This is a genomic window from Ruegeria arenilitoris (assembly GCF_013035425.1).
GTDB lineage: Bacteria > Pseudomonadota > Alphaproteobacteria > Rhodobacterales > Rhodobacteraceae > Ruegeria > Ruegeria arenilitoris_A.
The window spans coordinates 219,897-245,044 of sequence record NZ_WQHX01000001.1 but is presented as its reverse complement, the minus strand read 5'-3'; the positions used below and the strand labels follow the sequence as shown (position 1 = coordinate 245,044).

Annotated in this window: 19 protein-coding genes; 14 read left to right on the top strand and 5 right to left on the bottom strand. The window is 53.9% G+C overall.

Annotated elements, in window-relative coordinates; genetic code table 11:
* The first annotated feature begins 114 nt into the window (after nucleotides 1–114).
* The 5 genes from GOV45_RS01165 to GOV45_RS01145 all read left to right on the top strand — a co-directional run bounded on the left by GOV45_RS01165 (nucleotide 115) and on the right by GOV45_RS01145 (nucleotide 8,790).
* Complete coding sequence (locus GOV45_RS01165) at nucleotides 115–2,547, top strand: beta strand repeat-containing protein (protein ID WP_170473109.1); 2,433 nt, start codon at nucleotides 115–117, stop codon at nucleotides 2,545–2,547.
* A 125-nt stretch (nucleotides 2,548–2,672) separates the two neighbouring features.
* Nucleotides 2,673–4,634, top strand: coding sequence for a type I secretion protein (locus GOV45_RS01160; protein ID WP_170473106.1), 1,962 nt, complete (start codon nucleotides 2,673–2,675; stop codon nucleotides 4,632–4,634).
* Between the two features lie 37 nt (nucleotides 4,635–4,671).
* The gene (locus GOV45_RS01155; RefSeq protein WP_170473103.1) at nucleotides 4,672–6,981 is read left to right on the top strand and encodes a type I secretion system permease/ATPase; all 2,310 of its coding nucleotides are present in this window, start codon (nucleotides 4,672–4,674) and stop codon (nucleotides 6,979–6,981) included.
* A gap of 3 nt (nucleotides 6,982–6,984) precedes the next feature.
* Nucleotides 6,985–8,325 carry an HlyD family type I secretion periplasmic adaptor subunit gene (locus tag GOV45_RS01150; protein ID WP_170473100.1) on the top strand — a complete coding sequence of 447 codons (1,341 nt, stop codon included), beginning with the start codon at nucleotides 6,985–6,987 and terminating at the stop codon, nucleotides 8,323–8,325.
* An 84-nt stretch (nucleotides 8,326–8,409) separates the two neighbouring features.
* A complete protein-coding gene (locus GOV45_RS01145; RefSeq protein ID WP_170473097.1) occupies nucleotides 8,410–8,790 on the top strand; it encodes a rhodanese-like domain-containing protein in 381 nt (126 codons plus the stop codon).
* On the opposite strand, the gene GOV45_RS01140 is transcribed toward GOV45_RS01145, so the two are convergent.
* Nucleotides 8,791–9,591, bottom strand: a complete 801-nt coding sequence (locus GOV45_RS01140) for an alpha/beta fold hydrolase (protein ID WP_437436503.1) — start codon at nucleotides 9,589–9,591, stop codon at nucleotides 8,791–8,793.
* 46 nt (nucleotides 9,592–9,637) lie between these two features.
* On the opposite strand from GOV45_RS01140, the gene GOV45_RS01135 reads away from it, so the two are divergent.
* Entirely contained in the window at nucleotides 9,638–10,012 is a 375-nt protein-coding gene (locus tag GOV45_RS01135) for a hypothetical protein (RefSeq protein WP_170473094.1), read from the top strand.
* A gap of 72 nt (nucleotides 10,013–10,084) precedes the next feature.
* On the opposite strand, the gene glyA is transcribed toward GOV45_RS01135, so the two are convergent.
* Nucleotides 10,085–11,380, bottom strand: coding sequence for a serine hydroxymethyltransferase (gene glyA, locus GOV45_RS01130; RefSeq protein WP_170473091.1), 1,296 nt, complete (start codon nucleotides 11,378–11,380; stop codon nucleotides 10,085–10,087).
* A 166-nt stretch (nucleotides 11,381–11,546) separates the two neighbouring features.
* Here glyA and GOV45_RS01125 point away from each other — a divergent pair, with 166 nt between their 5' ends.
* Entirely contained in the window at nucleotides 11,547–12,308 is a 762-nt protein-coding gene (locus GOV45_RS01125) for an NAD kinase (RefSeq protein WP_170473088.1), read from the top strand.
* A 269-nt stretch (nucleotides 12,309–12,577) separates the two neighbouring features.
* On the opposite strand, the gene GOV45_RS01120 is transcribed toward GOV45_RS01125, so the two are convergent.
* The 3 genes from GOV45_RS01120 to GOV45_RS01110 all read right to left on the bottom strand — a co-directional run bounded on the left by GOV45_RS01120 (nucleotide 12,578) and on the right by GOV45_RS01110 (nucleotide 18,562).
* The gene (locus GOV45_RS01120; protein ID WP_170473085.1) at nucleotides 12,578–14,017 is read right to left on the bottom strand and encodes an amidase family protein; all 1,440 of its coding nucleotides are present in this window, start codon (nucleotides 14,015–14,017) and stop codon (nucleotides 12,578–12,580) included.
* 95 nt (nucleotides 14,018–14,112) lie between these two features.
* Nucleotides 14,113–16,002, bottom strand: a complete 1,890-nt coding sequence (prpE, locus tag GOV45_RS01115; RefSeq protein WP_170473082.1) for a propionate-CoA ligase PrpE — start codon at nucleotides 16,000–16,002, stop codon at nucleotides 14,113–14,115.
* A 286-nt stretch (nucleotides 16,003–16,288) separates the two neighbouring features.
* Nucleotides 16,289–18,562, bottom strand: a complete 2,274-nt coding sequence (locus GOV45_RS01110; RefSeq protein WP_170473079.1) for an NADP-dependent malic enzyme — start codon at nucleotides 18,560–18,562, stop codon at nucleotides 16,289–16,291.
* 181 nt (nucleotides 18,563–18,743) lie between these two features.
* Here GOV45_RS01110 and GOV45_RS01105 point away from each other — a divergent pair, with 181 nt between their 5' ends.
* From GOV45_RS01105 to upp, 7 genes are all read left to right on the top strand, one after another.
* On the top strand, nucleotides 18,744–19,442 hold the full coding sequence (locus GOV45_RS01105) for a hypothetical protein (RefSeq protein ID WP_170473076.1): 699 nt from the start codon (nucleotides 18,744–18,746) through the stop codon (nucleotides 19,440–19,442).
* Nucleotides 19,411–20,514 (top strand): cupin domain-containing protein, encoded by a 1,104-nt coding sequence (locus tag GOV45_RS01100; RefSeq protein WP_170473073.1) that lies wholly within the window; start codon nucleotides 19,411–19,413, stop codon nucleotides 20,512–20,514. The genes GOV45_RS01105 and GOV45_RS01100 overlap by 32 nt, the downstream gene beginning before the upstream one ends.
* A gap of 79 nt (nucleotides 20,515–20,593) precedes the next feature.
* On the top strand, nucleotides 20,594–21,010 hold the full coding sequence (locus GOV45_RS01095) for a cytidine deaminase (protein WP_367648643.1): 417 nt from the start codon (nucleotides 20,594–20,596) through the stop codon (nucleotides 21,008–21,010).
* A 4-nt stretch (nucleotides 21,011–21,014) separates the two neighbouring features.
* Nucleotides 21,015–22,322 carry a thymidine phosphorylase gene (locus tag GOV45_RS01090; RefSeq protein ID WP_170473068.1) on the top strand — a complete coding sequence of 436 codons (1,308 nt, stop codon included), beginning with the start codon at nucleotides 21,015–21,017 and terminating at the stop codon, nucleotides 22,320–22,322.
* Nucleotides 22,319–23,530 (top strand): phosphopentomutase, encoded by a 1,212-nt coding sequence (locus tag GOV45_RS01085; RefSeq protein WP_170473065.1) that lies wholly within the window; start codon nucleotides 22,319–22,321, stop codon nucleotides 23,528–23,530. Before GOV45_RS01090 ends, GOV45_RS01085 begins: the two co-directional genes overlap by 4 nt.
* The gene (locus GOV45_RS01080) at nucleotides 23,527–24,513 is read left to right on the top strand and encodes an adenosine deaminase (protein WP_170473062.1); all 987 of its coding nucleotides are present in this window, start codon (nucleotides 23,527–23,529) and stop codon (nucleotides 24,511–24,513) included. Before GOV45_RS01085 ends, GOV45_RS01080 begins: the two co-directional genes overlap by 4 nt.
* Entirely contained in the window at nucleotides 24,510–25,142 is a 633-nt protein-coding gene (gene upp / locus GOV45_RS01075; RefSeq protein WP_170473060.1) for a uracil phosphoribosyltransferase, read from the top strand. The genes GOV45_RS01080 and upp overlap by 4 nt, the downstream gene beginning before the upstream one ends.
* The last annotated feature ends 6 nt before the right edge of the window (nucleotides 25,143–25,148 follow it).

The following is a 25,148-nucleotide window of genomic DNA, read 5'->3' as shown; positions in this document are numbered from 1 at the left end:
ATCGCGCAGGCGGTTGTTTCGCCGTTTGTCGTGAAAAATTCTTGTTTAATCGCACTGATCACCGCTTTGTAGATGAATGGCGGTTGGGTGCTTCAGTATAAGTGGATACTTGTAATGGTAGAACGTAGAATAGCTCCGATTGCTCCCGGTGATGATGGTCCTATTGATGATCTGGACCCTGTTGTAGACGAACCACAATCCGAAGAATTGGTTCTTGATGTTGAAGATTTAAACGCCCAGCAGCAGCAACAGCAGCAAGGCGACGACAGCAACACCAATGGTGGCGACGACAGCAACACCAATGGTGGCGACGACAGCAACACCAATGGTGGCAACGACAGCAACACCAACGGTGGTAACGACAGCAACACCAACGGTGGCGATGATAGCAACTCGCAAAGACAAACTAATGGTGGCAGCGACGACAACACCAACACAAACACGGCCACAGTTGACATCGACTTTGGTGGCGGTGAGTGGATTCCACGCGATGACGACAACGTCGACGTAGATATCACGGATATCGAAGGCGATGTCGGAGATGTCATCACTGCCGGTAATAATCTGGATTACGATCCCGGCGATGACCTGAACCTGGACATTTCGTTGGATGGCGAAGGTAATGACTTCTCGGCGATCAACCACCAGATGGCGAGCCTGGAAGACAACGACACGCTGGAAAACGCATCTGTAACTAATGAAGGTGAATTCTCGCAAAGTGGCGACGCCATGGGTGGCGAAGCGACTGCCGAGGATGGCATCGACGTAAGCTCTGATGGTGGCGATTCTGGAGAAGGCGGCGAAGCCATCGGCGGCAATGCCGACGGCGACACAAGTGGAAGCGCCTCGTTTGCGTTGGGTGGCCACTCCGGTAATGCCGACGCAGCGGCAACGGGTGGCAGTGGCGCATCGTCCGGTAGTGCCAGCAATGGCAGCCTTGGCCTTGGCTTATCCGGTGCGAGCGCTGACGGCGACAGCACTGGTGGAGACGGTGGAGACGCCGACAATGACTCTGGTGCGGTCAACCTTGGTGTAGCGGGTGCAAGCGCTGAGTCGACCGGTGGTGAAGGCGGGAACGCTGGATCAATCGGGTTGGGTCTCGGAGTGGGCTTGTCAGGTTCGAGTGCCGACGGTGACGCAGACGGTGGTGACAATACTTCCGGAGCGCTTGCTGCTGGTCTGGGGCTGGCTGGAAATGATTCCTCGAATGGGGACTCCGACGGTGGCGACGGTAGTGCGGATACCAGCGGTGATGCGGACAACACTAGCGAAGGCACCAACGAAGCAAATGAGTCTTCTAGCGGTGGAAACATCGGCCTAGGTCTTGCAGGTGCAGGCGCGCTAGGTGCGACTGACGGATCCGGTGGCGACGGTAGCGGCGGCCAAGGCGACGGCGGCCAAGGCGATGGCGGTGACGGTTCCGGTGGTTCCGGCGACGGCGGCCAAAGCGACGCCGGTGACGGATCTGGTGGTGACGGCACGGGTGGAAACACCGGCGTGATTGAAGAAGAAACCGTTCCGTTCTTTGCGGTTTCCCCGCTGGTGGTAGAAGAGCCCGATGAAGAAGAGGAAGAAGAGGACGAAGAGGAAGCGGCGGTCGCAGGAATCTCCACAGGTGATGCGAATGGCGTCGGTGGACAAGGCGATGGCGGCGATGGATTCGGCGGCGCTGGCGACGGTGGCGACGGACCTGGCGGTGCCGGCGATGGCGGCGATGGATCCGGTGGTTCTGGTGATGGCGGCGAAGGCAGCGGCACTGCTGAGGCAGACGCCGACGCAAGCGGTGTTGGCGACCAAACTGCCGAAGGCCCAGAAATCGATCAGAGCCCTGGCGATATCGATGGATCATCGACCAATACGCAGACTCCAGACGGATCTGGTGGTGCCGGTGGAACCAGCACGACCAATGGTTCAGCTGACGCCAGCGGTGATGGCGAAGCAACTGCTGAAGGTGCAGGTGGTGCAGGTGGAACTGCCAATCCGACATCTGAGTCAGATGCAAGCGGTGAAGGCGCCGTGGATGCGACTAATGAAGCCGGAAACGGCGGCGCCGCAGACTCATGGGCCGATGCTGCCAATGACGGTTACGCCGAAAGTCTGGCCGAGGCGATTGCCGGATATGGTGGAGACGCCACGTCCGACAACGATGCCACCTCAACAGGCGCTGGCAGCGCGACAGGCACCGCGTATTCAGGTGCAGGCGGAGCAGGTGCAGCCGGAACGGCAACCGGCGGAACCAGCGGCGCAGTTACCGGCTCTTCGACCGGTGGTGAAACCAACGGTTCGATGAACACCGGTGGTGAAGCGTCTGGTGCCTACTCCGGTGCTGGCGGTGCTGGTGGTGACGGCGGTACCTGGGGTTCGGACAACGGTGGCGACGGCATCGTCAACGGCGAGTCCTACGCCTCGGCAGCAGCCGTGGTAGACACGTCTGCCTTCAACCAGTCGATCGTCATGGGCGCCAACGTGCTCGGCAACACGGTCGACACGACCATGGTCGGTGGTTCTATGACTTCGACTTATACGAGCGACGACACCGACGTTTAATATGAGTTTTCGGGGGCCGTATATCGGCCCCCGTTTTAACGAAATTGCCGTGGCCACACGGTGTGGCCACGGCCGATAAGCCAAACCGGAAATTTGTATCGGTGAGGTAGTTAAGGATCATTGACATGTCTTTCGACAGTGTTACCGAAAAGATCGCACACTTTATTGGAACCTTTGACCTTACAATTGAGCAAGCCCGACTAAGGGATCAATATGAAGAGTTCACGGCGTTGCGGCGCAAGTTTGAACTGGAAGAATTGGAAGATCCCACAATCATCACAATTAGGGCCGAACTGAGCCCGGAAGAGGGTGCTTACAAACCCCTTCCTTACAAGTTTTTCACACCCCCTATTGACCCAACGCCGTCTACATACTCTGGCGCTCCATTTGAGGAAACCGTGATCAATGTAGGCCAGCCCTTTGTGGCGGGGCCGCTATTTTCCGAAAATTTGCCGATCGGCTCTACGGAAGTTAAATTCAATGTGGTCCCCGTGCAGCCCGAAATCGAGGCCGAACAACCGATAGGTTCGGCAGTCACCTATACTTTCCAAAGCCTAGTGCTAAGCGACAACGATACGATCGGCGAGGGTGATTTCCGCGATGCCGATGAATTGATTGCTGAGGCAGAAGAAGCGACGCAGGTGGCGACATCGTTGCACGCTGTGTCCGCGCCGTCTTATTCGATTGCCGATTACCTTTCGATAGACTACGTCAAAGCCTTGGCGCAGGAAATGCTGTCGCCGTCAATTTCGAACCTCGAAGGAGTGACGGTACACCAATTCCACGGTGCAGACGCTTTGGGCATCATAGTCAACGGTGAGTATGTTGATGAAGCCCCGGAATGGGACGAACTTCTGCCTTCATTCCACAAGAAAGAGCAAGTTGACGAAGAAACCTCGCCCGATCCGTTTCCTGCGGAGTGGGATCGTGATGACGAAGACGAGTTCAATGATGGACACTCGGTCGTCACTGGCGGAAATCTGGCCATCAATGAGGTATCGGCGACAGTGGCGTGGATCGACGCGCCTTATATTGCCGTTGGCGGCCAGTCGGTTAGTTTGACCATGATTAGTCAGGTGGCTGTTGTCTCTGACATGGATGTTGGAGCACCCGCAAACAAATCCGGCACCAATGTTGTCCAAACTTCGCATATCAGCGTTGAAGAAAACCCGGCCTACTGGATAGATGACAGCGCGGAAAACGAAGGTCAGCCAGAGTGGATCACGATTGACTGGATTAACGGCGACCTAATCGTATCGAATTTCGTTAAACAAGAAACTGACGCAACTGACATTGACCATATCGGGACGGAAATCTCGGCGTCGACCACCCTTTATGCGTTGGGCGACAATGAGATGGTTAATGTAAGTAACATCATACAATTGGGGTCCTACTACGACTTGGTGATGGTCGGCGGAGATATGATCTCAATCGACATACTGATGCAGACGCTGGTCCTGATGGACGACGATGTGGTTTCTGGCGGTATGGCGGGTGTCGAGGATGGCGCCGATGAGAACCTGCTGATGAATATGGCTTCGGTCAACACGACTGGCAGGGATGTTCATGAAGAACTTAACGACGACCTGAGCGCCGCGATGGATTTGACCGAGTCAGACATTGATGCACTACATGATGCATTGTTGAATGACCCAACCTTTGCCGGGATGGAGCAGCTGCGCGTTCTTAACATCGAGGGTAATCTGTTACAGGTTAACGTCTTCGAACAGGTGACCGTGCTTGCAGATCAGGACGATGTGCACTTGCATGGTCCAAATGCACACGCAACAGAAGTCGTTGCAGGTAGCAATGCGATGCTCAACGCAGCAAATATTGTCAAATCTGGTGTTGACTCGACTGTGATGGCCGCCGAGGGTGAATACTCAGACTTGCTATTACATCAGGCAAGCCTGATTGACGTTCCGTCGCACGAAGAGGTCGAGGAAATCGCGAACGAAGCGATTGCGCTGATCATGGACGAAATGAATGTCCCGGGCGATGAAACTGGGATCGGGCCGAAAGGAAATGATCTTACGCCGGGTGAAATGGCCGAAACTACCGATGGCCTTCAGACCTTGCTGGCTTGACTTTTCTGTAAGTTACGAGTGACTAAAAGGTTTATTTATGTCGATCGTTTTTTCGTCGCGTCGCACCCGTTACGCCAGCCCATTGGACCGGCACGGAGGTGGTGCGCCTTTGACCCTGAAACCCAGTGACCGGGTCTTGGGGTCAAAACCGGTTGATCCGGCAGGCTTTGTCTCTCAGCTCCTCCTGACCAAGGACATGCGTGTGGCAGACGTCCAAGCCGGTTCTGCAGTTGCTGGCCCGACAGGGTCTCAGACACCAACTAATGGGCCGCCGCAAGTCGGGCCTGACGAGTCCGACGCCAGCGTCTCAAATCTGAAATTTGTCAATCAACCGGAAGAACAGGCACAGAAAGAGCCTGAGAATTCGCGCGCCGATACTCCCCATCGTCGTGCACAGTCGCAGCCTGAGAAACAGAAAGACCCTGTGGGTTGCGACAATGGGGTGGCCGATTCCAAAAGCCCCGATCGTGAAAAAGCGCGACCCGATAATGCGCGCATGACCCCCTCTGCGCCAACGGGTGACAAAGAGCGCATAGGCACGACGATTGAAGCTAAGGCAAATGAGCCGCTCGTCCGCTCCACTTCAACTGGCGGAGGAGACGGCAAAGGGCCACCCCAAACCTTTCACAAAAGAACCCCGCCCGAAGACTTTCAGAAAACGCTTCGAACTTCGCTGAGAGCGATCTGGCGCAATTTGTCTTTCGTGCTTTTGCTAACTTGCGCGACAAACGTTCTTATTCTTGCTATACCAATCTACTTGTTTCAAATCAGCGATCGCGTTCTGACCAGCCGTTCGATTGACACGTTGATAATGCTTACAGCTATTGTTGCCGGGGCTGTGATATTTCAATCGGCTTTCGACGCAGTCAGGCGATTCATGCTGATGCGAACCGCTGTCGAAGTGGCCGCAAGGCTTGGTGCACCGGTTCTAAGTGCGGCGGCACACGCCTCGTTACATGGTAACGGGCGAGAATATCAAACCTTAGGAGATTTACAGCAAGTGCGTGGATTTCTGGTTTCTGGGACGCTGATCTCATTTCTCGATGTACCCTTCGCACCGCTTTTCATATTGATGATTTTCTTGGTTCATCCGCAACTGGGTATGATCGTGGTCGTGACCGCGCTGCTGTTGATGACGATTGCGCTGATCAACCAGAAAATGACGGCCAAACCCTTTGCAAAGGCCAATCAGGCACAGTCTCTGGCCAACCAGCACCTGGACTCGATGGCGCGAAACAGCCAGATCATCAATGCTCTTGCAATGATCCCAGAGGCAGTGCGCATTTGGGGTCGCGATACAGCCCAGTCATTAACATGGCAGGTGCGAGCGCAGGACCGAAACGTGATATTTGCTGCGATATCGCGCGCGGTTCGCCTGTTGACCCAAATCGGAATTCTAGGCTGGGGCGCTTTCCTTGCGCTGCAGGGCGAAATCACCGGAGGTATGGTTATCGCTGCGTCGATAATCGCTGGTCGTGCTTTTGCGCCGATCGAAGGTTCAATCGAAGGTTGGAATACCTTCCTGCTTACCCGCGGTTCGTTTGGGCGGATCAAGGCGCTCTTGTCAAATTCTGCTTTGCAGTTTGAGAAACTCCGTCTGCCACGTCCAGAAGGACGCGTGGATGTGGAGCGCCTGCTGTACGTGCCTGGTGGCACCAAGCGCGTTGTCCTAAATGGAATCTCTTTCTCGCTGAACCCGGGTGAAACGCTGGCCATCATTGGCAATTCGGGCGCTGGTAAAACCACGCTTGGTAAAACACTTGTCGGGTCGATCCTGCCGACATCGGGCAGCGTCCGACTGGACCTGATGGATATTCGCAACTGGGATCCGCGACAGTTTGGCGAAAGCATTGGCTACCTTCCGCAGGACGTACAGCTTTTCCCCGGAACAATTAAGGATAACATTGGCCGCATGCGCGCGGATGCGACAGACGAACAGATCCACGACGCCGCAGTGCTGGCCGACGTGCACAATATGATTGCGACCCTCCCGCAGGGCTATGAGACAGTTGTTGCGGCAGACGGTTCACCCCTGTCCGGTGGACAGAAACAGCGTATTGCACTCGCGCGCGCATTTTTTGGAAATCCGCGCATGGTTGTATTGGACGAGCCGAACTCTAATCTGGATGTGGCAGGGGATAAAGCACTGGCGCGGGCAATAGGACAAGCCAAGGAAAGCAAGATCACCGTTGTGGTAATCACGCAGAAACCCACACTTTTGAACGTTGTAGACAAAATTATGCTTTTGACAGATGGGCGCGTCGCTTTGTTCGGTCAGCGCGAGCAAGTGCTGGAACAACTTAACGGATCACGTCCAAAACCCGAGTTGCAGGGCAAGGGGGGATAATCGATGAGCGATTTGGTTAAAGTCGAAGAGCCAGCCTATTGGTATTCCGAAGTTCCGCGTTCGATCAACAAACAGATCGTGCTTGGATTGATTATGTTGGTGGTGTGCTTTGGCGGTTTTGGTATTTGGTCGTTTCGGGCGCCTCTTGCAGCAGCTGTAATCGCACAAGGCAGTTTCGTTGCAACGGGACGAAACAAAATCGTTCAGCACCTAGAAGGTGGCATTATCGAAGATATTCTTGTGTCCGAAGGCGAGGCAGTCGAAGCGGGGCAAATCCTGATGACCCTTGACCAGACTTCTGCCGAGGCAAACGAACGTGAATTGTTCATTCGCAAAATCCGACTTCAGGCAATGACCGAAAGGCTATTGGCCGAGCACAGTGAAAGAGAACGCTTAGTCTTTTCCGCCAACCTGATTGAAGCTTCCGATGATGTGGAAGTGATGACCATCCTCGACAGTCAAAAGCTGAGCTTTGATGTTTCGCGCAAGACACTCATGAATGACATTGCATTGCTTGAACGTAATATGGAGGCATTGCGCATCCGGGCTACGGGGTTTGAGGCCCAATTGAGCAGTCTTCAGCGCCGCTCTGATATCCTGAAGGAAGAGTATGATACGAAAGCGTCATTGTTCGAAAAAGGATTGGTGCGCAAGGGTGATCTGAACACGATCCGACGTGTCCAAGCCGAGGCCGAAGGGCAACTGGCCAGGCTTAACGCCGAAACAGCAGAAGTTAACCAGATGCTGCTGAAATACGAAGAGCAGATCTTGAGAACCCGATCAGCATATCGTGAAGCGGCTTTGGACGAACTCGGCGTGATCGAAGCAGACCTTGAAAGCGTTCGGGAAAAAGCAAGGCAGGCACGCAGCATACTGGACCGCGCTGTCGTACGGGCCCCGGTTACGGGAACCGTTGTGCGGCTCCATCACCATACCCCTGGCGGCGTCATTGAAACCGGTGAACCAATTGCCGAAATTCTACCCGCCGATGCGCCACTGATCATCGAGGCCCAGATACCGCGAACCGAGATCGACAGCGTGGCAACCGGCCAGATAGCTTCGGTGCGCCTTGTGGCCCTGAACCAGAGGACGACGCCTGTTTTGTACGGCGAGGTCTTCTATGTCTCGGCTGACTCGTTGCTTGAAGACGCGGCAGGCATCCCGCAAGAAGTTTACCTTGCACGGATTTCACTGACCCCTGACGAAATGGGTCGAGTAAATGGTTTCGTGCCCACTCCGGGTATGCCAGCCGAAATTATGATCCAAACCGAAGAGCGGACATTCGCGGCCTACATTGCCAAACCGGTGACAGATAGTATGTCCCGGGCATTTCGGGAGCATTAAAGTTATGGCTTGCGCGCTGCGCTGGCTACTTCTTCTGAAAATTGCATGCTAGCATCCAGTGGAATTTGCACAGGAGACTTGTACATGCCATTGACGGTCAAAGCCATGATGGAGGCCGCAAATGCCGTGGTCGAGAGGATCGACGCACAGCGCGCCAAAGACTTGATTGAGCAGGGGGCTTTGCTGCTCGACATCAGAGATGCGCCTGAGTTGGAACGGACTGGTCGCGCCGCAGGATCGCATCATATTTCGCGAGGCATGCTGGAATTTCGCGCCGACCCGGATATGCCTTCGCACGATCCGGAATTACAGCTGGATCGACCGATTGTGCTGCACTGCGCGTCAGGTGGCCGCGCGGCCTTGGCGGGCAAGCTGCTAAAGGACATGGGTTACGAACAAGTCTATAACCTGGGCGGGTTCTCAGATTGGGTAAACGGCGGCGGCGCGGTTGCAGACCAAAAATAGTCAGGCGTTCAAAAAGGTTCTGACGGCGGCCTCGAACTCACGGGGCCTGTCGGCATGAAGCCAGTGACCTGCGCCGGGTATTTTCGCAAAACGGACTTTTGGAAATAATGCCCGTATTCCAGAGCGATACTCTGGTAGCACATAATCGGATGCCGCGCCGGTTAAGAACAGAGCGGATCCGCCCCATGAGCTGTCTGTTTTGGGAAAGCTCATGATTTTTGACATTTCGGCACCTAGAACATCCAGATTCAATCGCCAGCGTTTCTGTTCGAGGTCCAGCGACTGCGTAAAAAAACTCTGTAGGGATTTTTCAACCCCAAGTTCTGCCAGTTGCGTTTCAGCGTCTGAACGGCGGGTGATACCCGCCAAATCGATGGCGCGCATCGCCTCGATAAACTGAATCTGGCTGTGGGAATACGTGACCGGCGCGATGTCGGCAACAACCAGTTTGCGAACCAAAGCGCCGTGTTCCAGTGCCAAAACCATCGATGCCTTGCCACCCATGGAGTGTCCAAGCACGTCTGCACGCCCACCAACCGAGTCGATAACTTCGGCTAAATCTTGCGCCAAACTGGGATAGTCATGATGTTCATCCCAAAAACTGTAGGCATGATTGCGCATATCCACCGCCACAACTTGTCTTTCATCTGATAGCCTGCGGGCGATAACGCCCCAGTTTCGCGCTGAACCATAAAGGCCATGGGCAATCAGCAGCGGTGGTTGGTCTGATGGGGCACCGTGGAGGATCGTGTTAAGCATAAAGTCGTGATACCCGCCACTGCGGGGAACAACCACCCCCATTGTCGCTGGTTTCGAGGGGCGTTACATTACTGCGCAGGAGGAACCGATGTCGCATGAAGCAAACATTCAGTCTCAGATCGCTGAAACGGTTCTGTTGCTGCAAAAAAAACTAGGTTTGCGCGACAAGACTTTGTCTGAGTCTGTAAAGCGCGCCAAGCGGCGGTTGCCGCGTCGGGTTTACAAACAGGCGTTAGTTTTGGCGAATGCTGAAAAATTGGCCGAACACCCAAGGTTGAGGTTGATCCTAGACACACCCGCGCTTGAAAAAGCGTCGGAGGAGGTTCAGGAGCATCTGAATGCGATCAATTTGGCTGATCGCCGCTGGGGTTGGTTTCTTAGCTACCTAGGTTCTGTTGCTTTGGGTTTCTTAGTACTGTCAGTTGCAGTTTTGGTGGTTCTCAACTGGCGTGGGTTTATTTAACCGTTTCGGAGTTGCCGTGAGACCCAAAAAAACGGCGCCAACTTAAGGCGCCGTTTCCCTGTAAAGCCTTACTTACAGGTTGGGATAGATCGGGAAGCGGGCGCAAAGTTCAGTAACTTCTGCTTTGACTTTTGATTCGATCTCACCATTTCCATCCTCGCCGTTGGCGGCCAAACCATCGACCACCTCGATGATCCAGTCCGCTATTTGGCGGAACTCAGTTTCGCCAAAACCACGCGTCGTTCCCGCGGGTGAGCCCAAACGGATGCCACTGGTAATAGTCGGTTTTTCCGGATCAAATGGCACACCGTTTTTGTTACAGGTGATATGTGCCCGACCCAAAGCGTTCTCGGTGGCGTTGCCTTTGACACCTTTGGGGCGCAGGTCGACTAACACAACATGTGTGTCGGTACCGTGAGTGACAGTATCCAAACCGCCCTTGATTAGTTGATCCGAAAGCGCCTGTGCGTTCACCACAACCTGCCTGATATAGTCTTTGAAAGCTGGCTGAAGGGCCTCGCCTAAGGCAACGGCTTTACCTGCAATCACGTGCATAAGCGGGCCGCCTTGAATACCGGGAAAGATCGCGGAATTCACTTTCTTGGCGATTTCTTCGTCATTGGTCAGGATCATGCCGCCACGCGGACCACGCAGTGTCTTGTGCGTTGTTGTTGTGGCCACGTGGGCGTGAGGAAACGGCGAGGGGTGTTCGCCCGCCGCCACCAGACCAGCGAAATGCGCCATGTCTACATGCAGATAGGCGCCGACCATATCGGCGATTTCGCGCATGCGGGCAAAGTCGATTTGGCGTGGAATCGCAGATCCTCCTGCGATGATCAACTTCGGCTGGTGCTCCTTCGCCAACGCTTCTACCTGGTCATAGTCCAACATGTTGTCTTGCTTGCGTACACCGTATTGCACGGCATTGAACCATTTGCCGGATTGGTTCGGGCGGGCACCATGGGTTAAGTGGCCGCCAGCATCCAGACTCATTCCTAAGATAGTGTCGCCAGGTTTGATCAAAGCCTGAAAAACACCTTGGTTCGCCTGTGAACCAGAGTTCGGCTGAACGTTTGCGAATTGACATCCAAACAACTGCTTGGCGCGGTCTATTGCCAGGTTTTCAGCAATGTCGACGAATTGGCATCCGCCGTAATACCGGCGTCCAGGATACCCTTCGGCATATTTGTTGGTCATGACCGAACCCTGCGCCTCCATCACAGCTGCAGAGACGATGTTTTCGCTGGCGATCAGCTCGATCTCGTCGCGCTGACGGCCCAACTCGGATTTGATCGAACCGAACAGCTCTGGGTCGCGGTCGGCGAGGGACTGGGTGAAAAAACCGGTGTCACGAAGATTGGCGTTCATGGAGGCTCCACATGGCTGGGGGAAACTTGCGGATTTCCTATCGGAAACACTCCTCGTGCAAAAGACATAAAGCGACGATTCAGCCCGCTGCGGCGTCAAGTCTGGTCTATCTTGGAAAGGTATGTTTGTTTCGGAACCAAATGTGCAATACCGGAAACCGGATCAGATGACTAAAAGAATCGCCTTTCTCGCCAGCGACGTCGATGTTGCCCAGTCCGCTAGGGAAGCATTGGTGGCTCGTTATGGCAATGTGTCCCCCCGCGACGCAGACGTCGTGGTCGCGCTGGGCGGCGACGGATTTATGTTACGGACCCTCCACAGCACCCAGCACTTGGACAAGCCGGTCTATGGCATGAATCGCGGGACCATCGGATTTCTGATGAACGAATATGGCGAAACCGATCTTTTGTCCCGGCTGTCTGAAGCTGAGGAAGAAGTCATCAATCCGCTTTTTATGAAGGCTATGGACCAGTCCGGCGCAATGCATGAGGCGCTGGCAATAAACGAGGTGTCCCTATTGCGTGCGGGCCCCCAGGCGGCGCGTCTAAAGATTAGTGTAGATGGCCGTGAGCGTTTGGAAGAACTTGTTTGTGACGGGGCTCTATTGTCCACGCCAGCCGGCTCGACAGCTTACAACTACTCAGCCCATGGACCGATTCTTCCTATCGGAGCGGACGTTTTGGCTCTTACAGCAATTGCTGCGTTTCGGCCAAGGCGATGGCGTGGGGCGTTATTACCGAAGACCGCTCAGGTTCGGTTTGATGTAATCGAAGCGGACAAACGGCCTGTCATGGCCGATGCAGATTCTATCTCAATCTCCGACATCGACTGGGTCGAGATTCGATCAGAACCGAAAGTGCAGCACCGAATATTATTCGATCCCGGTCACGGCTTAGAAGAGCGCTTGATTTCCGAACAGTTCACCTGAATCAGACCGTGTGAAGGTATTTCCAGCGGCTTGTGTGAACCAGTTCACAGGAAAGCTATTAACCCTCTGGTAATCTGATTCTGCTCGGAGAACACGCTAGGATGGAAGTGAGTGGCCATCCAACGGTGTTTTCGAATGATAGCGCAGTTTTCGCGCTGGCGTGGGTAGGTGGTGCTACGCTCGTCATCAGTATTCCGGGCATATTTTAGCACGAGGACCCCGGGCATATTGACCCGGGGTCTATTTTTTGTGGCACACAAGCCTTGCTTTCAGACAGAGGTTTCCAGTTTGTCCCAAAGGATGGGGGCCATTGGGCCGACCCGTGCTTCGATTGCGGCGGCAGCGTCCACAGCCAGATCTTCGCGCCAGCGTCTGGCGGCGATTTGCACGTTGATCGGTTGCGGTCCGTTGGGCAAATCAGCCAGACGGGCTGGTACGCAAGCCGCTGGAAGACCCAAAAAGTTCATTGCATAGGAATAAACCGCACATCCAAGAACTTCATGCACGCCTTCAGCACCTTCGGTATCCCGGTTAGGTTTGAAAAACGGCTGGGGCAAAAAAGGTGACAGGACCAAATGGTAGTCCTGTAAAAACAGCGACCATTCTCGGGCGTAGTATGTCCGTTTGGCCAGCATTCTTACCAACTCAGTTTCAACGATCGGCGGGAATTCCTGAAAGTAGACGCCAAAGATGTCTTTGATTGTCTGAGAACCCGCAGCTGTAATATCGCCCTGCAGAAGAGTCATAACTTCGCCCATAAGCGCCCGATATCCGGCGCGACCACATTCGAAGACGTCAGGTGGGTCTACTTCTTTGATATCGTAACCGGCGTCAGTCAGTGCGTCGCGAGCGATATCGAGAGCCTTTTCAACTTCTGGGTGCAATGCATAACCAAAAGTGTTCTTTGTTAAGGCGACTTTGATCGTGCCTTCGGGATCTGAACCGCGCCATTGCATTGGCACGTGAAACGGGTCTCTGGGGTCTGTTTCGATTAAGCTGGGCATAGCCAGATGGAGATCAGCGGCCGAGCGTGTAATCAGCCCTTGCACTGACATAGACTGGGCAAGAAGACCGCGTTCAGCGGTTTGGCTGGGGTTCCACGCTGGGACACGACCAAGGCCCGGTTTTACCGTCACCGCACCATTGGCTGCCGCAGGAAAACGCAGGCTGCCGCCAATATCGTTGCCGTGTGCCAAGGCACCAATTCCGGCCATGACCGCTGCTCCCGCGCCGCCCGACGATCCTCCGGGAGAGATATGCCGCCCCCACGGGTTATGCGTCCGACCGTAAAGTTGGTTGTCCGTATCGGCACGGAACGAAAACTCTGGTGTGTTCGTTCTGCCGATCACAACCGCTCCGGCGTTTTGCAAGTTGGTCACGACTGGCGCATCATCCGGCGCAATTAAATTCTTAAGCGCAACGACGCCATTTGTCGTTGCGTGGCCTTTCTGATCTACATTCACCTTGATGGTGACGGGCACCCCATGCAACGGTCCCGGCGCGATACCTTTCGAACGGGCGTGGTCAAGGCTTCTGGCACGCTCCAGCGCTTCGGCGCTTAGATCCTCAACTACCGCGTTCAGATCAGGGTTCGCCTGATGCATTCTTTCGATAGCGCTTCGAACAGAATCTTCGGCGCTTACGTCCCCGGATCGCGTCAGCGCGGTCAGGTCGGTGGCGTTCAGCCGCCAGAGTTCAGAGTTTGTCATATGCCCTCACTGTCTTGGATTGACAGTAAAAGGCCCGCGGTAGGTTGCAAGAAAAACAGATCATATGGGCGGCAGTAGGACAGCCCGAAAAAGATTTACTTTGCGTAGCCGATAGTTTTCAACGCGGACGTGATCTCGTCCAATATGACAGGATCGTCTATTGTAGCGGGCATCTTGTATTCTTTGCCATCTGCTATCGACACCATTGTACCACGCAAAATCTTGCCCGAGCGTGTCTTGGGCAACCGATCAACTACAACCGCTGTTTTAAAGGCAGCAACCGGGCCAATCTTTTCGCGAACCATGTTAACGACATCCTGTACAACGTCGTCGTGATTTCGATCCGAGCCTGCATTCAAGCACAAAAAGCCAACTGGCATCTGTCCTTTCAGTTGATCGGATACACCTATCACCGCGCACTCCGCCACATCCGGGTGGGCGGCCAAAACCTCTTCCATGCCGCCAGTCGACAATCTGTGACCAGCCACGTTGATGACATCGTCAGTGCGCGCCATGATATAGAGGTATCCATCCTCGTCGATCATACCCGCATCACCCGTTTCGTAGTAGCCGGGAAAATGTTCCAGGTATGATTTTCTGAACCGTGCTTCGGCATTCCAAAGAGTAGGCAGTGTTCCCGGTGGCAAGGGTAGTTTTACTGCAATTGCACCCAGTTCTCCGGGTTTTACAGGATGACCACCTTCGTCAAGAATCTGAACGTCATAGCCGGGCATCGGTTTGGCTGGGGAACCAAGTTTTGTCGGCAGTTCCTCGATTCCCAAAGGGTTGCCGGCAATCGTCCACCCGGTTTCGGTTTGCCACCAATGGTCGATCACTGGCACTTTCAATGCATTTTGCGCCCAGATAATTGTGTCGGGGTCCGCCCGTTCGCCCGCCAGAAACAGCGCACCCAAACTCGACAGATCATACTGAGCCATCAATTCGGCCTTTGGGTCCTCGCGTTTGACAGCCCGGATCGCGGTCGGCGCGGTAAAGAAACTCTTGACCTTATGTTCCGAAATCACCCGCCAGAAAGTACCGGCATCTGGCGTGCCCACAGGCTTTCCCTCGAATACGATGGTCGTGTTCCCATGTATGAGAGGCGCATAGCAAATATAGGAATGCCCCACGACCCAGCCCACGTCAGAGGCAGCCCAGAACACGTCTCCGGGGTCGACATTGTATATGTTTTTCATCGACCAGTTCAGCGCCACAAGGTGCCCAGCGGTGGGACGAACGACGCCCTTGGGTGAACCGGTCGTACCAGAGGTATAGAGGATATAAGCGGGATCATTTCCATCGACTGGCACACATTCGGCAGGTTCAACGCCATATTGAAACCCGTGCCAATTGAAATCGCGGCCCTCGATCAGATTCGCAACCTCTTGTTCGCGCTGGAAGATTACGCAAAAATCAGGTTTGTGGGTGGCCAAGTCAATTGCGCCGTCCAACAAAGGTTTGTAGTGAACGACACGGCCAGGCTCCATCCCGCAGGACGCCGCAATTATCGCCTTGGGTTTAGCATCGTCTATTCGCACGGCCAGTTCGTTGCTGGCAAAGCCGCCGAAAACAACTGAGTGTATCGCTCCAAGGCGCGCGCAGGCCAACATAGCTTCCAGCGCTTCAGGGATCATCGGCATGTAGATGATGACCCGATCGCCTTTTTCGATGCCCTTGGCCCGCAAAGCACCGGCTAGTGTTGCTACGCGATTACGCAGTTCCACATAAGAAATCTCTCGTTTTGCGTGCGCAATCGGGCTGTCGTAAATAATGGCTGTTTGTTCGCCACGGCCATTTTCGACATGTCGGTCTACTGCGTTCCAGCAGGTATTGACCTGAGCATCGCTGAACCACTCATACAGAGGCGCATTGTCGTCAAACAAGGCTTTGCTTGGCGTACGCACCCAGTCGATGCCTTTTGCGGCCTCCATCCAGAATGCCTCGGGGTCGGATTTCCAGCCGTCGTAAACATCCTGATACGCCATGTTGATCTCCTCCGTGAATCCTCTTGCAATGTGTTAGGCACCGTCGTTTCAGTGAACAAGCCGCTCAAATGACGGCGCGTCAGTTTATCGCGATTGATTTGCAGATTTTGTAGACTTCTTCTGCAAATTTTTGCAAATCCTTTAGGTAAATCGGTGATTTTGATACCAGAATGGCGTGTTTGCAAATGTGCAAACTTCAGCCGACCCACACCGATAGCGCCAACAGAATCAACCTTATTCCCCGATAGACACCAAAAGGCGCGTGCGTAACTTTCCCTCGTCCCAACTAGCCATAATGGGCCACCGGGGTCCCGGCAATCGCGGCCATGTTCAGCAATCCTCGTGCTGTGATTGAAGGTGTTACGATATGTGCTTTGTTGCCCATCCCCATTAGGATCGGGCCGACTTCAAGACCATCAGCCTTCATTTTTAGGATATTTCGCACACCGCTGGCTGCATCAGCATGCGCGAAAATCAGAACGTTTGCGGCCCCTTCCAAACGAGAATTGGGAAAGATGCGGTCCCGCAATTCAGGATCCAAAGCCAAATCAAGGTTCATTTCACCTTCGTAAACAAAGTCGCGCGGTGCGGCATCTAGAATTTTTATTGCTTCCCGAAGACGCTTTCCCGAGCCTTCAGTCTGGTTTCCGAATTGCGATTGCGAGCAGAACGCGATCTTGGGTTTGATGCCAAATCGACGGACGTGTCTGGCGGCACCGATTGTGATTTCGGCTAGTTCTTCTGGGCTTGGCAGCTGTCGCACATGTGTGTCGGCAATGAACAAGGGGCCATCCTCAAGGATCATTAACGAAAGTGCGCCGTGTGGATACAGGTTTGCATTACCCAGCACTTGTTCGACGTAGTTCAGATGCCAGCGGTATTCTCCGAAAGTTCCACAGATCAAACTGTCAGCTTCGCCACGATGAACCATGATTGCTCCAATGGCCGTGTTGTTCGTTCGCAGGATCGCTTTTGCCAAGTCAGGAGTCACGCCCCGACGCTGCATAATTTGGTGATAGGAACTCCAATAGTCGTAGTATCGCGGGTCGTCATGAGGGTTTACGATTTGAAAGTCCTGACCTGGCCGCACCGTTAACCCAAGTCGTTCGCAACGCGCATCTATCACGTCCGGTCGCCCAATGAGGATTGGTGTTTCGGTAGTTTCCTCCAAAATGGCTTGAGCAGCACGCAGAACCCGTTCGTCTTCACCTTCGGCAAATACGATCCGGCGCGACGCAACAGCTGCTGCTTCAAATACCGGACGCATTAGAAAGGCAGACTTGAACACACTTTGGTTCAATCGCTCTTTATAGGCTTCGATATCTGCAATAGGGCGTTTTGCGACACCGCTGTCCATCGCGGCTTGGGCAACCGATGAAGAAACCACCCCCACCAGACGCGGATCAAACGGTTTTGGGATCAGGTAATCCGGGCCAAATGTCAGTTGCTCTCCTTTGTAGGCCGCCGCCGCCTCGGCGCTGGTTGTCGCGCGTGCCATTTCTGCAATTCCGTCGACGCAAGCAATTTGCATTGCGTCGTTGATTTCGGTTGCGCCTACATCCAAAGCTCCGCGGAAAATGAAAGGAAAACAAAGAACGTTGTTGACTTGATTGGGAAAATCGCTTCGGCCCGTGGCGATTATGGCATCAGGCGCGACTTCCCGAGCAGTCTTTGGCAGGATTTCCGGCGTTGGGTTTGCCAAGGCAAAAATGATGGGCTGGTTTGCCATCTTCTTAACCATGTCGGGCTTCAGAACATTCGGACCACTCAGACCAAGGAAAAGGTCTGCACTGTCAATCACATCGTCCAAAGAGCGTAAATCCGAATCCTGGGCAAATTGATCCTTGTGCGGGTTCATGTCTTCGGTCCGGCCATTGTAGACCAATCCGTGAATGTCACACAGCCAGATATTCTCTCGCTTGACGCCGAGTTTTACCAACATGTTCAGGCAGGCAATACCCGCAGCACCTCCGCCGGTTGAAACGACCTTAATGTCCTCGAACGCCTTGCCTGCAACGTGCAAAGCGTTTTTGGCTGCGGCCCCGACCACAATGGCGGTGCCGTGTTGATCGTCGTGAAAGACAGGAATGTTCATTCTTTCCCGACAAAGTTTTTCAACTATAAAGCAATCCGGCGCTTTTATGTCTTCGAGATTGATGGCTCCGAATGTCGGTTCCAACGCGCATACGATATCGGCTAATTTCTCAGGGTCGTGCTGGTCCACTTCGATGTCGAAACAGTCGATTCCGGCGAACTTTTTGAACAGGACCGCTTTGCCCTCCATTACAGGTTTTGATGCCAATGCACCGATGTCGCCCAGACCCAGAACCGCAGTCCCGTTCGACACCACAGCGACAAGGTTACCGCGAGCCGTGTATTTTTCCGCATTTGTTGCGTCAGCCTTTATTTCCAAACTGGCCTCAGCGACACCGGGCGAGTATGCACGGGCCAGGTCACGGCCGTTGGCCATTGGTTTCGTGGCCTTGATCTCAAGCTTGCCGGGTTTTGGAAAAGCATGATATTCAAGCGCGGCCTGCCGCAGGCTGGGTGTTTCAGACATCGGCGATTCAGCTCCCTAAGAAATTTGATTTAAGGCTAAATTATTTGTGTTGGCTTGGCTACGCTCGGTCGTTTTGCAACACTTTTGTAACGCTTGATTTCTGCTGGTTGAAAAATGTCGTCAAATTCTTACATTTCGCCAACTTCGAATAAATAACATCGTCGAGCACCGAAAGACCTCTATGAGCTATAAAGACGAATTTACGGTCAAGCCGGCGATTTCGGCTGGTCCAATGCCATTTGTTCCCGCTCGAATCGTGGCTTTTGCAGTATTGTTGTTTGTAATTGTTTTTTTGACGGCCATTAGCATTTGGCCACATCAGGCTTCGACCTTGAATCAGGAAGGCGGATTGATCGAGACCGCCTCTGCGGCTGCACTTTTAGCGGCTGGGTTTGCGGCGCTTTGGAGATATCCCGGATTGGGCCGTCTTTACATAGGGCTGGTTTGCCTTCTGTTGGCTGAACGCGAATTGGAAGCGGACATTTACGCTCATGACAGTCTGGCTTTCTGGGCACTTAGTGGATTGGACAATCTACTTGATTTAACCATTATCCGTCTGGCGTTAGCCGTGATCGTGATCGGCGGTCTGTTCTGGCACGGGTTGCCGAACGCATGGCGCGCATTCAAGCAAAAAGCTCCTTTTCTGATTATCTTTGTATTGGCGGGCTCAGCGGCGGTCGTCGCACAGCTTATCGAAGAAATGTCAGGTATGTTGAGCGCGGGCCTGTCAGAAACCATGCTTGTTCGCCTTTTTGTTCTGGAAGAAACGCTTGAGATGTTCTTTTCAATTGGCATTTTGGCCGCCGTTCTGATCGGATGGCCAAAAACCGAAATTGACGAGACATCATATGACATCGCGCCAGAACCACAGTCAGACTAAAGCGGAAATACGCCTTCCAACGCAGGAATTGCGAGACGACATTCCCTTTTTCACCAAGGTTTTGGGCATGCGGATGGATATGATCTATCCGGCTGATGATCCGCGGGTTGCGGTGTTTTCCGGGCACGGGCTGCGCGTGCGAATTGAAAAGGATGCCCCAGAGCCACCTGGCACCCTGCGTATTCTCACCGATCGTCCGGATGAATTTGCCGATGGCCAACGCGCTTTGGTCGCGCCTAATGGCACAAGGGTGGAAATTGAAGAACTCGATCCACCCATGGTTATGCCGGAAACAGTGCATTCCTTTGTCGTGCGACGACTTAAGGATCAGGCTCCCTGGATAATTGGGCGGGCAGGCATGCACTATCGTGACCTTGTTCCAGATAGGCTGGGCGGGTCTATCATTGCCAGCCACATTCGCATTCCAGATGGCGGACCGGTGCCTGACATGGTTCATTTCCACAAAGTCGGGTTTCAGCTGATCTTTTGCATCAACGGATGGGTTGATGTTGTGTATGAGGATCAAGGCAACAAGCTGCGGTTGACAACGGGCGACTGTTTTATCCAACCACCCGAGATCCGCCATCGTGTTCTTGAGGCCTCAGACAATGTGCAGGTCATCGAAATCGGTGTGCCTGCTGAACATGTCACTGAAATCGATCATGAGATGAGATTGCCAACGCCGCACTTCCGGCCTGAACGGGAGTGGCAGGGGCAGCGGTTTGTGTATAATCAAGCCAAAGACGCCGTCTGGCAGCAATTTCGTTTGCCGGGGTATATATGCCGCGATACGACAATTGCAGAGAACACCAAAGGCGTTGCGGGGGTTCAGGTTGTTCGCAGGGGTCAAGGCGATCCAGTTTGGACCAGCCACGACACCGACATTCATTTCACATTTGTCATGAACGGAGAGGTGACGCTCAAGGGTGAGGGGCGGGACCCTTTCAGGCTGGAACAGGGTGATGCCTTTGTCATACCACCGGGGATGTTCACGAAGCTTGACGAACCCACGGATGATGTTGAACTGCTTGAGGTGACTTTGCCGGGAACGTTTGAAACCACGTTAAAATAGCTGCAAATCTGGTAGGAATGTAGCTGTCTGGGCCTTAACTCCTCCAATTCTTTCTACTAGGTTGAAATTTTCTGACCATATGATCAAAAAATGGGGAATCGTCATGTCGCTTAAAGAAGCTGCCTTGTCTGTCCGCGAAAAGGCCTATGCGCCATATTCGAATTTCAAGGTTGGCGCGGCTTTGCGGTCGACCTCTGGTGAAATTTTTTCAGGCTGCAATGTTGAAAACGTGGCCTATCCAGAAGGCACTTGCGCAGAGGCAGGCGCAATTGCTGCAATGGTCGCAGCCGGTGAGCAAAAGCTGGCCGAAGTTTACGTGGTCGCCTCAAGCCCTCAACCGGTACCGCCTTGCGGGGGATGCAGACAAAAGCTGGCCGAGTTTGGTAACCGGGATGTCAAAGTGACTCTGGCAACTGTCGAAGGCGATGAGTTTGAAACTACGATCGGCCAGCTTTTACCGGGAGCATTCGACGCTTCGCATATGGAGGATAGCTGACGCAATGGACGCGCGTTCGATCATCGCAAAGCTGCGTCGTGAAGAAGTACCCAGCAGCGAGGAACTTTATTGGTTTGCGCAAGGGCTGGCTGATGGCAGCGTCAGCGATGCGCAAGCCGGGGCATTTGCAATGGCAGTTTGCATGGGTGGGTTGGGGTCTAAAGGGCGTGCCGATCTGACCATTGCGATGCGCGACAGCGGCGATGTTCTAAGCTGGGACGTGGATGGCCCTGTAATCGACAAACATTCGACCGGTGGAGTTGGTGATTGTGTCAGCCTTTTACTAGCTCCGGCTTTGGCCGAATGCGGTGCATATGTTCCGATGATCTCGGGCAGGGGTTTGGGTCACACAGGCGGTACGCTTGATAAGCTGGAAGCAATCCCCGGTGTAAGCACCCAAATTGGACAGGATCGACTGCAGCAAGTGTTGCGTGACACTGGCGCGGCAATTGTAGGTGCAACTGGCCAAATAGCCCCAGCAGATAGGCGATTGTACGCAGTGCGCGATGTAACTGCCACGGTTGAGAGCCTGGATTTAATCACGGCATCCATTTTGTCAAAAAAACTAGCGGTCAGCCCTGACGCTCTTGTACTGGATGTCAAGGCAGGCAGCGGCGCTTTTATGAAAACCGTTGAGGCCGCCCGCGATCTCGCCAAAGCGTTGACCGAGACTGCCAATGCCGCGGGATGTCGAACCAGCGCTGTTATAACAGATATGTCGCAGCCTCTTGCTCCAGCTTTGGGTAACGCGCTGGAAGTGGCCGAAGTTATGAAAGTTCTCACTAGCGGCAATATTTCACCTTTGGTTGAGATTTCAGCCGAACTTGGCGGCGTACTGCTAGTGGATGCAGGCCTGTGTGACACATTGGAAGAAGGTCGCACACGAATTGCCAAAATCATACGCGACGGTAAGGCCGCTGAGCGATTTGGCCGCATGATGGCTGCGGTGGGTGGCCCTGTCCAGTTTGTCGACAACTGGGCCCGCTTTTTACCCGAAGCGAATGTGATCCAAGAGGTTTCTGCGCCTTGTGGTGGATACATTGCGGCGTTTGACGGCGAAGCTCTGGGTCTCACCGTTGTTTCGTTGGGCGGAGGACGTCAGGTTGAAAGTGATATCATAGACCCAGCAGTTGGGATATCGGGACTGCTTCGACTCGGATGCCGGGTGGCCAAGGGCGAACCCATTGCCGTCGTCCACGCCGCCCGCGAGGATGTAGCCCGTCGGGCAGAAGCAGGTATTTTAGCTTCCGTTACAATATCTGACACTCCTGTTGAGGTACCCGATCTTGTCCATGAAAGGATTACTGCATGACACGTGCATTCCTTTTGGTCATGGACTCGGTTGGGATTGGTGGCGCAGAGGATGCCGACGTTTTTTTTAACGGTGAAATCCCAGACGCAGGCGCCAACACCGTAGCCCATATTGCCCAGGCTTGCGCGGACGGTCACGCCGAAGACGGACGCTCTGGTCCGCTCTTCCTTCCCAATCTTGACGGGTTGGGGCTGGGCGCGGCTGTGCGATTGGCCTCAAACGCGTCCACGCCGGGGTTGAACGGTAAACCTATCGGAAAATGGGGATGCGCGCGCGAGCATTCTCGGGGCAAGGACACGCCTTCTGGTCACTGGGAACTTGCGGGGTTGCCGGTGCCGTGGGATTGGCATTACTTCCCTGACACCGTCCCGGCATTTCCTGCTGATCTAAGCCAAGCGGCCGCGTCGGCGGCCGGTGCGGACGGTATCTTGGGCAATTGCCATGCCTCAGGTACGGCAATCATTGCCGAACTGGGGGCCGAACACATGCAGTCGGGACGGCCGATCTGTTATACATCAGCAGACAGTGTTTTTCAGATTGCTGCGCATGAAGAGACATTTGGACTAGATCGGTTGCTGGAGATGTGTCGTACGCTTGCTCCACGCCTGCACGAAATGAAAGTCGGACGTGTTATCGCACGTCCCTTTGTCGGAACTCCCGATTTGGGGTTTACGCGCACCACGAACCGGAAGGATTTCGCGATATTGCCTCCTGCGCCTGTTCTTACAAACTGGGTGCAGGATGCGGGACGGCACGTCTACGCATTAGGTAAGATTGGCGATATCTTTTCGATGCAAGGGATTGATGAGCTTTACAAAGGTTCAGACGCTGAATTGATGCAGCATTTGTCCAAGCTGACAGATGAAGCTGCGGAAGGGAGCCTGACTTTTGCAAACTTTGTTGAGTTTGACAGCTTATATGGTCACCGCCGCGATATCAGCGGATATGCACGTGCGTTGGAGTGGTTTGATCGCGAAATTGGATTGATCCTAAACAAGCTTTACCCAAATGACCTGTTGCTGTTGACTGCGGACCATGGCAATGACCCAAGCTGGACTGGCACCGACCATACCCGGGAACAGGTACCTGTATTGATAGCCGGGCAGGGGGGCGGCGAGATCGGGCAGGTAAATTTTGCTGACATCGCAGCCAGTGTCGCGCACCATCTGAACATCCCGGCACAGGGTCCGGGTAGGACTTTTTTATGAATGTAGCCGAGCTGCCCAAAATTGAATTGCACCTGCATCACGAGGGTGCGGCCCCGCCGGCGTTCATACGTCAGCTTGCCCATGAAAAACGTGTCGACTTGAGTGGGATATTCAAGTCAAACGGATCGTACGACTTTCGCGATTTTTCCCATTTCCTCAACGTTTACGAGGCGGCGTGCCAAGTCCTTAATTCGCCTGAGGATTTTCGCCGTCTTACTTTGGCTATATTAGAGGAAAGCGCTGAAAACGGAGTGATTTACTCGGAAACTTTCCTAAGCCCGGATTTCTGTGGCGGCGGCGACTTGTCCGCGTGGAAAGATTATTTAAGCGCCATTCAGGACGCGGCAGAAGAGGCGGAGCGTAAGTTTGAAATTACTTTGCGCGGCGTGGTGACCTGCGTTCGCCATTTCGGGCCAGAGCAATCAAAGCGCAGCGCGAATTGCGCAGCCGAAACTGCCGGAGATTGGATTACTGGTTTCGGCATGGGCGGGAACGAGTCTGTTGGTGCACAAGCAGATTACAAGTGGGCCTTTGACTGTGCACGCGAAGCTGGCCTGCAATTGACAACACACGCTGGTGAGTTTGGCGGACCAGAAAGTGTTCGGGACGCGATCCGGCATCTGGGTGTTGAACGGATTGGCCACGGTGTTCGAGCTATTGAAGATCCGGACCTGGTGCACGAGTTGATTGATCGCGGAATCACGCTCGAAGTCTGTCCAGGCTCGAACGTGGTGCTTGGGCTGTATCCCGAGTTCGACTCGCACCCAATTGCGAAGTTGCGCGATGCCGGAGTAAAGGTAACCGTTTCAACAGACGACCCGCCGTTTTTTCACACCACAATGCGGCGTGAATATGAGATGTTGCACCAAACCTTTGGCTGGGACACTGAAGATTTCGCTGCGTTGAATAATACCGCATTGGAAGCGGCATTTTGCGATGATGCAACCCGCGAGAAAGTAAAAAAGAGACTGGAGAAACAATGAGCGACCATCTGACTGTCGTAAATCACCCGCTGGTACAGCACAAACTGACGCTCATGCGGGACAAAGGCACTTCGACAGCGGTTTTCCGGCAATTGCTGCGTGAGATAACTTTGCTACTGGCTTATGAAGTCACACGTGAGATGCAGCTGACCACACGCCACATCGAAACGCCGATGGAAGAGATGGATGCGCCTATTCTAGCGGGTAAAAAACTGGCTCTTGTATCGATATTGCGCGCCGGAAACGGTATGCTGGATGGGGTTCTGGAATTGATCCCATCTGCCCGCGTGGGTTTCGTCGGACTATATCGCGATGAAGAGACGCTGAAACCTGTTCAATATTATTTCAAGGCCCCGGAAGGTTTAAAGGACCGTTTAGTAATCGCCGTTGATCCGATGCTGGCGACTGGCAACAGCTCTGCCGCCGCCGTCGACCTGCTGAAGGAAGCAGGTGCGGTCGACATCCGCTTTTTATGCTTGCTTGCCGCTCCGGAAGGAGTCGAAAGGATGAAAGAGGCGCATCCGGACGTGAAGATCGTCACTGCAGCGGTTGATCGCGAATTAAACTCGAAGGGTTACATCATGCCAGGGCTTGGCGATGCTGGTGACCGTATGTTCGGTACCAAATAGCGCTGA

Bases quoted from the DNA above. Each gene is read 5' to 3' on its own strand.
- GOV45_RS01165 (WP_170473109.1), top strand. From the start codon at position 115: ATGGTAGAACGTAGAATAGCTCCGATTGCTCCCGGTGATGATGGTCCT.
- GOV45_RS01160 (WP_170473106.1), top strand. From the start codon at position 2,673: ATGTCTTTCGACAGTGTTACCGAAAAGATCGCACACTTTATTGGAACC.
- GOV45_RS01155 (WP_170473103.1), top strand. From the start codon at position 4,672: ATGTCGATCGTTTTTTCGTCGCGTCGCACCCGTTACGCCAGCCCATTG.
- GOV45_RS01150 (WP_170473100.1), top strand. From the start codon at position 6,985: ATGAGCGATTTGGTTAAAGTCGAAGAGCCAGCCTATTGGTATTCCGAA.
- GOV45_RS01145 (WP_170473097.1), top strand. From the start codon at position 8,410: ATGCCATTGACGGTCAAAGCCATGATGGAGGCCGCAAATGCCGTGGTC.
- GOV45_RS01140 (WP_437436503.1), bottom strand. From the start codon at position 9,591: ATGGGGGTGGTTGTTCCCCGCAGTGGCGGGTATCACGACTTTATGCTT.
- GOV45_RS01135 (WP_170473094.1), top strand. From the start codon at position 9,638: ATGTCGCATGAAGCAAACATTCAGTCTCAGATCGCTGAAACGGTTCTG.
- glyA (WP_170473091.1), bottom strand. From the start codon at position 11,380: ATGAACGCCAATCTTCGTGACACCGGTTTTTTCACCCAGTCCCTCGCC.
- GOV45_RS01125 (WP_170473088.1), top strand. From the start codon at position 11,547: ATGACTAAAAGAATCGCCTTTCTCGCCAGCGACGTCGATGTTGCCCAG.
- GOV45_RS01120 (WP_170473085.1), bottom strand. From the start codon at position 14,017: ATGACAAACTCTGAACTCTGGCGGCTGAACGCCACCGACCTGACCGCG.
- prpE (WP_170473082.1), bottom strand. From the start codon at position 16,002: ATGGCGTATCAGGATGTTTACGACGGCTGGAAATCCGACCCCGAGGCA.
- GOV45_RS01110 (WP_170473079.1), bottom strand. From the start codon at position 18,562: ATGTCTGAAACACCCAGCCTGCGGCAGGCCGCGCTTGAATATCATGCT.
- GOV45_RS01105 (WP_170473076.1), top strand. From the start codon at position 18,744: ATGAGCTATAAAGACGAATTTACGGTCAAGCCGGCGATTTCGGCTGGT.
- GOV45_RS01100 (WP_170473073.1), top strand. From the start codon at position 19,411: ATGACATCGCGCCAGAACCACAGTCAGACTAAAGCGGAAATACGCCTT.
- GOV45_RS01095 (WP_367648643.1), top strand. From the start codon at position 20,594: ATGATCAAAAAATGGGGAATCGTCATGTCGCTTAAAGAAGCTGCCTTG.
- GOV45_RS01090 (WP_170473068.1), top strand. From the start codon at position 21,015: ATGGACGCGCGTTCGATCATCGCAAAGCTGCGTCGTGAAGAAGTACCC.
- GOV45_RS01085 (WP_170473065.1), top strand. From the start codon at position 22,319: ATGACACGTGCATTCCTTTTGGTCATGGACTCGGTTGGGATTGGTGGC.
- GOV45_RS01080 (WP_170473062.1), top strand. From the start codon at position 23,527: ATGAATGTAGCCGAGCTGCCCAAAATTGAATTGCACCTGCATCACGAG.
- upp (WP_170473060.1), top strand. From the start codon at position 24,510: ATGAGCGACCATCTGACTGTCGTAAATCACCCGCTGGTACAGCACAAA.